The sequence below is a fragment of the Kineococcus terrestris genome, from assembly GCF_041020755.1.
GTDB lineage: Bacteria > Actinomycetota > Actinomycetes > Actinomycetales > Kineococcaceae > Kineococcus > Kineococcus terrestris.
Map to the genome: position 1 here is coordinate 35,231 of NZ_JBEUEI010000033.1, position 6,850 is coordinate 42,080.

The window sequence follows — 6,850 nt, forward strand, 5'->3', positions numbered from 1 at the left end:
CGTGCCTGCGCAGAGGGAGTCCACGGTCGTCGCGACGGTCAACGTCAACGGGGTGCGCGCGGCGGTCCGCCGCGGGATGCACCCGTGGCTGGCCGAGCGCTCCCCGGACGTCCTGCTGCTGCAGGAGGTCCGCGCCCCCGACGACGTGCTGCGCGAGGCCCTGCCCGACCACCCGCACGTCGCGCACACCGAGGCCGCCGCCAAGGGCCGCGCCGGGGTGGCCGTGGCCTCGCGGCACGAGCTGACCGCCGTGCGCGTCGGGTTCGGCGGCGACGAGGAGTTCACCAGCAGCGGCCGGTGGGTGGAGGCCGACCTGGAGGCCGCGTGCGGGCCGCTGACCGTCGTCAGCGCCTACGTGCACTCCGGCGAGGTCGGCAGCCCCCAGCAGGACGCGAAGCACCGGTTCCTGGACCTGGTGGACGCGCGGCTGGCCGAGCTGGCCGAGCAGGCGCGCGCCACCGGCCGCGAGGCCCTCGTCGCCGGGGACCTGAACATCGGCCACACCGAGCGCGACATCAAGAACCACAAGGGCAACCGCGGCAAGGCCGGGTTCCTGGAGGACGAGCGCGCCCACTTCGACCACTGGTTCGACGAGCTGGGCTGGGTGGACGTGCAGCGCCGCGCTGCCGGCGACGTGGACGGCCCCTACTCCTGGTGGAGCTGGCGGGGACAGGCCTTCGACCGCGACACCGGCTGGCGCATCGACTACCAGCTCGCCACCCCCGGCCTCGCCGAGCGCGCCGGCGACGTCGCCACCGACCGCGCCCCCAGCTACGCCGAGCGCTGGTCCGACCACGCCCCCGTGGTGGTCACCTACCGCGCCTGAGCGGCCGGCCGGGGCCCGCGGCGTGCGTGTCGCGCACGACGCCCAGCCACCACGACCGCTGGTGCACGACCTGCCGCCAGTCGAAGCGCAGCACCACGTGGCCCAGCCGGGTCAGCTCCGCGTCGCGGCGCAGGTCCTCGCGCCGCTGCCCGGCCGAGGAGTGGAACGCGAACCCGTCGACCTCCACGACCAGCCAGCCGTCGACGACGAGGTCGACGCGGCCGGCCGGTTCCAGGACCCGCTGCGTGCGCACCGCGTACCCCTCGTCGAGCAGGTCGACGCGCGCGACGGTCTCCAGCGCCGACCCGCTGGCCGGGTCCGCCATCCGCAGCAGGCCGCGGCGGGGGTCGCGCCGGTTCAGCCGCGAGGCCGCGGCCAGCAGGTCGTCCACGTCCAGCAGGCCCCGCCGCAGGGCGCTGTCGACCGGGACGAGGGCCGTGCGCCGGGGCAGGCACCGCAGGCAGTCCAGGCAGGTCGTGAGCACGTCGGTGCACCCGTCCAGGTCGGCGACGTCGCGCCGGTGCACGACGGCGCCGGCGCGGACGGCGCGGGTGCCGGGGCGGGCCGTCACGTGCGGCGCCCCGAGCGGGTCGACGAGGTCGAGCCCGAGGGCGGTCGCCGCGGTGTGGCAGGAGCGGACCCCGCCGACGGCGGTGGCGGCGAGGACGTCGGCCGGGCACCCGGGCAGCGCGTAGAGCCCCGGTGCTGGCCGCAGCACCTCGCCGCGACGCACGGCGGCGGCCAGCTCGCGGCGGGCGACGAGCCGCTCCAGGCGGGCGAACCGGGCGGCGCCGCCGCACTCCGTCAGGGCCGTCAGCGCGTCCACGGGCGCCGAGGGTGCCCGCCACGTGCTGCGTGACGCTGCGTCGCTGTGGACGAGCGGGCAGGGCGTACGGGATCGCGACCGTCATCGCACGACACGCCGACCGGGCCCGCCACTGGTGCGGCGTGTCGCGCGATGACGGTCGCGATCCCGTACGCCTCAGCGCGACAGCTGCTCGTGCAGCGAGCACACGGCCGGGTAGATCGCCTCCGACCAGGTGGGGAAGGCCCGCACGTGCCGGGTCAGCAGCTCCACGTCCAGGCGGGCGCGCACCGCCAGCGCCAGCTCCGCGCCCCAGGAGTCCGCGTCGGGACCCACGCAGGAGGCGCCCACGAGGACGCCGGTCGCGGCGTCGGCGAACACGACGACGTGCCCGGTGACCTCCGCGGGGCGGCTCAGGCGCACCAGGCGCGCCCGCGCGACGTCGCCGACGCCGAAGGACGCGGACACGGTGCCCTCGCCGCCGGAGACGTCGCCGACGCTGAAGACGGTCGGGTCGGTGTAGACGGCCCGCGGCACGGCGGAGTGGTCGGCGTCGTAGCCGCGGCCCAGCAGGTCGGCGGCGACGACGCGCGCCTGGTGGTTGGCGGCGTGGGTGTACGTGGCGATGCCGTTGACGTCGCCGACGGCGTACAGGCCGGGCGCGGCCCGGCAGCGGGCGTCGACGAGGACCCGCCCGTCCTCGCCGAGGCGCCCGCCGGCCTCCTCGACGCCGAGGCCGCGGGTGGCGGGGGCGCGACCGGTGGCCAGCAGGAGCCGGTCGAAGCCGACGGTCGTGCCGTCGGACAGCTCGGCGAGGCCGCCGTCGCCGTCCGGGCGCACCCGCGCGAGGGTCACGCCGGTGCGCACGTCGACGCCGTCGGCGCGCAGCGCGGCGGCCAGGCACTCGCCCACGGCGCGCGGCTCGCGCGCCAGCAGGGTGGCGCTGCGCTGCACCAGGACCACCCGCGAGCCGAGCCCCCGGTAGGCCTGCGCGGACTCGCAGGCCACCGCGCCGCCGCCGAGGATGAGCAGCCGGGCGGGCAGCTCGGGCGCGGCGAGCATCTGCTCCGACGTCCACGTCGGCACCTCGTCCAGGCCCTCCACGTCCGGGCGCACGGGGGTGCTGCCGGTGCCGACGACGACGGCGGGCGCGGTGAGGACGTCGGCGCCCACGACGACCCGTCCGGGGCCGGCCAGCCGCGCGCGCCCGCGCACGACGCGGATCCCCTCGCCGGTCAGCTCGGCGGCCGCCGCGGAGTCGTCGCGGTAGGAGGCGGCCTCGTCGCGCACGGCGACGGCCGCGGTCCACGGCAGGTGGGCGCGCGCCGACAGCAGCAGCGACTTGGCGGGCACGCACGCCAGGTACGGGCAGTACCCGCCGACCAGGCCGTCCTCGACGGCGACGACGGAGCGCCCGGCGCGCGCCAGTTCCAGGGCGGCGATCTTCCCGCCGGAGCCGGTCCCGATCACCACGACGTCGCTGTCCACGCCCGCGAGCTTCACCGAAACTCCGACGACCCGCCCCCCGAAGGACCGACCCCGCCGGCCCCGCGGCGTGGTTGGGTCGCTGCGTGAGCTCCCCACCCCCCGACGCCGCCGCGCTGGAGTGCCGCGGCCTGTCGAAGCGGTTCGGCCAGGTGCAGGCCCTGGACGCGCTGGACGTCGTCCTGACCGCCCCCGCCACCGGTCTGCTGGGCGCCAACGGCGCCGGGAAGTCGACGCTGCTGCGCACGGCGCTGGGGCTGACCCGCCCCGACGCGGGCCGCCTGGCGGTGCTGGGCCTGGACGCGGTGGCCCAGCGCGCGGAGGTGCGCCGGCGGGTCGGCTTCATGCCCGAGCACCCGTGCCTGCCGGCGGACCTGAGCGCGCAGGACGTGTGCGTGCACCTGGCGCGGATGCGCGGGCTGGGGCGCCGGGACGCGGTGCGCCGCACCAGCGAGGTGCTGTTCGCGGTGGGCCTGGAGGAGGAGCGCCGCCGCCCGGTGGGCAGCTACTCCCTGGGCATGCAGCAGCGCACGAAGCTGGCGCAGGCCCTCGTGCACGGCCCGGACCTGGTGCTGCTGGACGAGCCGACGTCGGGCCTGGACCCGGCCGGGCGCGAGGAGATGCTGCGGATCGTGCGGCGGCTGTCCACCGAGCTGGGGATCCGGGTGGTGACCAGCTCGCACGTGCTGGACGACATCGAGCGCACGTGCGACGAGGTCGTGGTGCTGCGCTCGGGCCGCCTGGCCGCGCAGCGGCCGGTGCAGGTGGCGGGGGCGGGCGCCGGTCCGGTGCGCGTGCAGGTGACGGGGGACGTGCCGGCGTTCGCGGCGGCGCTGGAGGCGGTCGCGGCGCCGCTGGGGGCGCGGCTGGCGCCGGCCCCGGACGGCGCGCTGGTGCTGGACCGCGGCACGGACGAGGTGCTGGACGCGGTGCGGGACCTGGCCGTCGAGCGCGGGGTGGGGCTGGCGCGGGTGGCGCCGGCCGGGCGCGGTCTGGAGGACGTGGTGCTCGACGCGATGCAGGGCGCCGAGCAGGGCGCGGAGCAGGAGGCCGAGCGGGCGGGGCAGGAGGTGGCGACCGGTGAGCGCTGAGACGACGGCCGGCGAGGGGGCCGCCCCGCGCGCGGTGCTGCACGACATCCGCTACTCGCGCTGGAGCGGGACGCTGCGCCCGCGCCGCTCGGCCGTGGCCGCCTTCGTGGCCTCGGGGGTGCGCCGGCCGCTGGGCCTGCGCCGCAGCGCGGGCGCGAAGGTGTGGCCGTTCCTGCTGCTGGGCGCGGCGTACCTGCCGGCGCTGGCGGTGGTCGCGGTGCCGCTGCTGGTGCCGGCGGTGCCGGTGCAGCCGACGGAGCTGATCTCCTACCCGCAGCTGCTGGCGACGAACGCGGTGGTGCTGCTGGCGTTCACGGCCACGTCCGTCCCCTCGATGCTGACCCGCGACCGGCGCGACCGGGTCCTGTCGCTGTACTTCGCGACCGCGCTGTCGTGGCTGGAGTACGTCACGGGGGTGGTGCTGGCGGCGCTGGCGCTGCTGGCGATCATCGTCCTCGGCCCGATGCTCGTGCTGTTCGTGGGATCGGTGGCCACGGCCGACGAGCCGCTGCGCTGGCTGGGCGACACCGCGGGCGAGCTGCCGCGGATCGTGGCGGCGGCCGCGCTCGTGGCGGCGTTCCACGCCGCGCTGGGGCTGGCGGCGGGGTCGCTGACCTCGCGGCGGGTGTTCGCCGTCGGCGGCTACCTGGCGGTGGTGCTGGTCGGGCCGGCGCTGGCGAACCTGCTGGCGGCGGTGACGGGGGAGGAGTGGCCGCTGGCGTTCGACCCGGCGACCGGCCCGGTGCGGCTGGCCACGAGCGTGCTGGACGGCACGGCCGGGACGGGCGCACTGGGCTGGGCGGTGTGGGCGGCGGTCGTCGTCGCCGGCTGCGCGGTCCTGGCGCTGAAGTACGGGCGGGGGAGCGACGCGTGAGCGCGGTGGTGGAGCTGGACGCCGTCAGCAAGTGGTACGGCGACACGGTGGCCCTGTCGGACGTCAGCGTCGCGCTGGGGCCGGGGGTGACGGGCCTGCTGGGCCACAACGGCGCGGGCAAGTCGACGGCGCTGTCGCTGCTGGCCGGCGCGGTGCGCCCCAGCCAGGGCCGGGTGCGGGTGCTGGGCCTGGACCCGCACGCCGATCCGTCGGTGCACCGCGGGCTGGGGGTGGTCGCCGACGGGGAGGGGACGTGGGCGCACGCCACCGCGACCGCGCAGGTGGAGTTCCTGGCCCGCCAGCGGGGGGTGCGCGACCCGCGTTCGGCGGCGCGCGCCGCGCTGGCGCGGGTGGGCCTGACGCAGGCCGCCGACCGGCGGGTGGGCGGCTACTCCAAGGGCATGCGGCAGCGGGTGAAGCTGGCGCAGGCCCTCGTGCACGACCCGCAGGTGCTGCTGCTGGACGAGCCGCTGAACGGCCTGGACCCGGCGCAGCGGCGCGCGGACGTGGACCTGGTGGCGGCGCTGGGCGCGGAGGGGCGCACGGTCCTGGTGTCCTCGCACGTGCTGGGCGAGGTGGAGCGGATGGCGCAGCGGGTGCTGGTCGTCGTCAACGGCCGCCTGGTCGCCGAGGGCGAGCCGGCGGGCATCCGGGAGCTGCTGGTGGACCGGCCGCGCTCGGTGCGCCTGGCCGGGCCGGCGGTGCGCGAGCTGGCGGGGGCGCTGCTGGCGGACGGGCTGGTGAGCGCGGTGCGGGTGGAGGAGCACGACGTGGTGGTGGAGGCGCCGCGAGCGGTGGCGCTGGCGGAGGCGCTGCCGGCGGCGGCGCGGCGCGCGGGCGCGACGCTGCGGCGGGTGGAGCCCGTCGGGGAGGACCTGGAGAGCACGTTCGCGCACCTGGTGCGCGCGGCGAGGGGAGCGGGCCGGTGAGCGCGTGGTCGGCGACGTCGACGACTCTGTACGGGTTCTCGCTGCGGGTGGTGCTGCTGCGCGGGCGCACGGCCGCGTTCGCGGTGCTGCCGCTGCTGGTGGCGCTGGTGGCCGTCGCGGTGATCGCGACGACGAGCGTGCCCTCGCGCTACGGGGTGACCTCGACGGTGACGGCGGGGATCGTCACCGGTCTGGTGGTGCCGGTGGTGGCGCTGGTGCTGGGCACGGGCGCGTTCGGCGACGAGCGGGACGCCCGCACGCTGCCGCTGCTGCGCGGCACGGCCCGCCCGCGCTGGCACGTGGTGCTGTCGCGGTGGGCGGCGGCGTGGACGGCGACGGTGCTGCTGTGCCTGCCGGCGGCGGCGGGCGCGGCGGCGCTGGGCGTCTCGGTGGACCGCCCGGTGGGGCGGGTGCTGGCGGGCACGCTGCTGGCCACGGTCCTGACGGCGGCGGCGTACACGGCGGTGTTCGTGCTGCTGTCGCTGCTGACGAGCCGGGGCCTGCTGGCGGGGCTGGCGTACGTGGTGGTGTGGGAGACGTTCCTGGCGGGGCTGGCGCCGGCGCTGCGGGGGCTGTCGATCGGCTCGTACGGGCGGCGCGTGGCGACGCTGGCGCTGCCGGCGGACGTGCCGGTCGCGACGGTGGCGACGACGTCGGTGGCGGTGGCCGCGGTGGTCCTGGCGCTGGTGGCGGCGGTGGCCGTGGCGCTGGCGTCGCTGCGGCTGCAGCGGATGGACGTGGGGGGGGGGCGCACCCCCGGTGCGCGCCGGGGGGGTGCTGGGGGGCCTCAATGAGCGCCCACGCGGTGGGGATGTGGGGGCGCATGGTGTGCGCGTCGAG

The 6,850-nt window shown here is 77.9% G+C and carries 7 protein-coding genes; 5 read left to right on the forward strand and 2 right to left on the reverse strand.

What is annotated here, in order from left to right; genetic code table 11:
• The first annotated feature begins 1 nt into the window (after position 1).
• Positions 2–826, forward strand: coding sequence for an exodeoxyribonuclease III (locus tag AB8M62_RS16790; protein ID WP_369070281.1), 825 nt, complete (start codon positions 2–4; stop codon positions 824–826).
• Here the strand turns inward: AB8M62_RS16790 and AB8M62_RS16795 are convergent.
• Both AB8M62_RS16795 and AB8M62_RS16800 read right to left on the reverse strand, forming a co-directional pair.
• On the reverse strand, positions 810–1,652 hold the full coding sequence (locus AB8M62_RS16795; RefSeq protein ID WP_369070283.1) for a DUF559 domain-containing protein: 843 nt from the start codon (positions 1,650–1,652) through the stop codon (positions 810–812). The two genes, AB8M62_RS16790 and AB8M62_RS16795, sit on opposite strands and share 17 nt — an antisense overlap.
• Before the next feature lie 156 nt (positions 1,653–1,808).
• Positions 1,809–3,119 (reverse strand): dihydrolipoyl dehydrogenase family protein, encoded by a 1,311-nt coding sequence (locus AB8M62_RS16800; RefSeq protein WP_369070284.1) that lies wholly within the window; start codon positions 3,117–3,119, stop codon positions 1,809–1,811.
• Between the two features lie 83 nt (positions 3,120–3,202).
• On the opposite strand from AB8M62_RS16800, the gene AB8M62_RS16805 reads away from it, so the two are divergent.
• From AB8M62_RS16805 to AB8M62_RS16820, 4 genes are read left to right on the forward strand one after another with little or no spacing between them, the layout of a single operon-like run.
• On the forward strand, positions 3,203–4,207 hold the full coding sequence (locus AB8M62_RS16805; protein ID WP_369051894.1) for an ABC transporter ATP-binding protein: 1,005 nt from the start codon (positions 3,203–3,205) through the stop codon (positions 4,205–4,207).
• On the forward strand, positions 4,197–5,081 hold the full coding sequence (locus AB8M62_RS16810; RefSeq protein ID WP_369051895.1) for a hypothetical protein: 885 nt from the start codon (positions 4,197–4,199) through the stop codon (positions 5,079–5,081). The genes AB8M62_RS16805 and AB8M62_RS16810 overlap by 11 nt, the downstream gene beginning before the upstream one ends.
• Positions 5,078–6,010 carry an ABC transporter ATP-binding protein gene (locus AB8M62_RS16815; RefSeq protein WP_369051896.1) on the forward strand — a complete coding sequence of 311 codons (933 nt, stop codon included), beginning with the start codon at positions 5,078–5,080 and terminating at the stop codon, positions 6,008–6,010. Before AB8M62_RS16810 ends, AB8M62_RS16815 begins: the two co-directional genes overlap by 4 nt.
• Complete coding sequence (locus AB8M62_RS16820) at positions 6,007–6,804, forward strand: ABC transporter permease (protein WP_369070285.1); 798 nt, start codon at positions 6,007–6,009, stop codon at positions 6,802–6,804. Before AB8M62_RS16815 ends, AB8M62_RS16820 begins: the two co-directional genes overlap by 4 nt.
• Positions 6,805–6,850 lie beyond the last annotated feature (46 nt).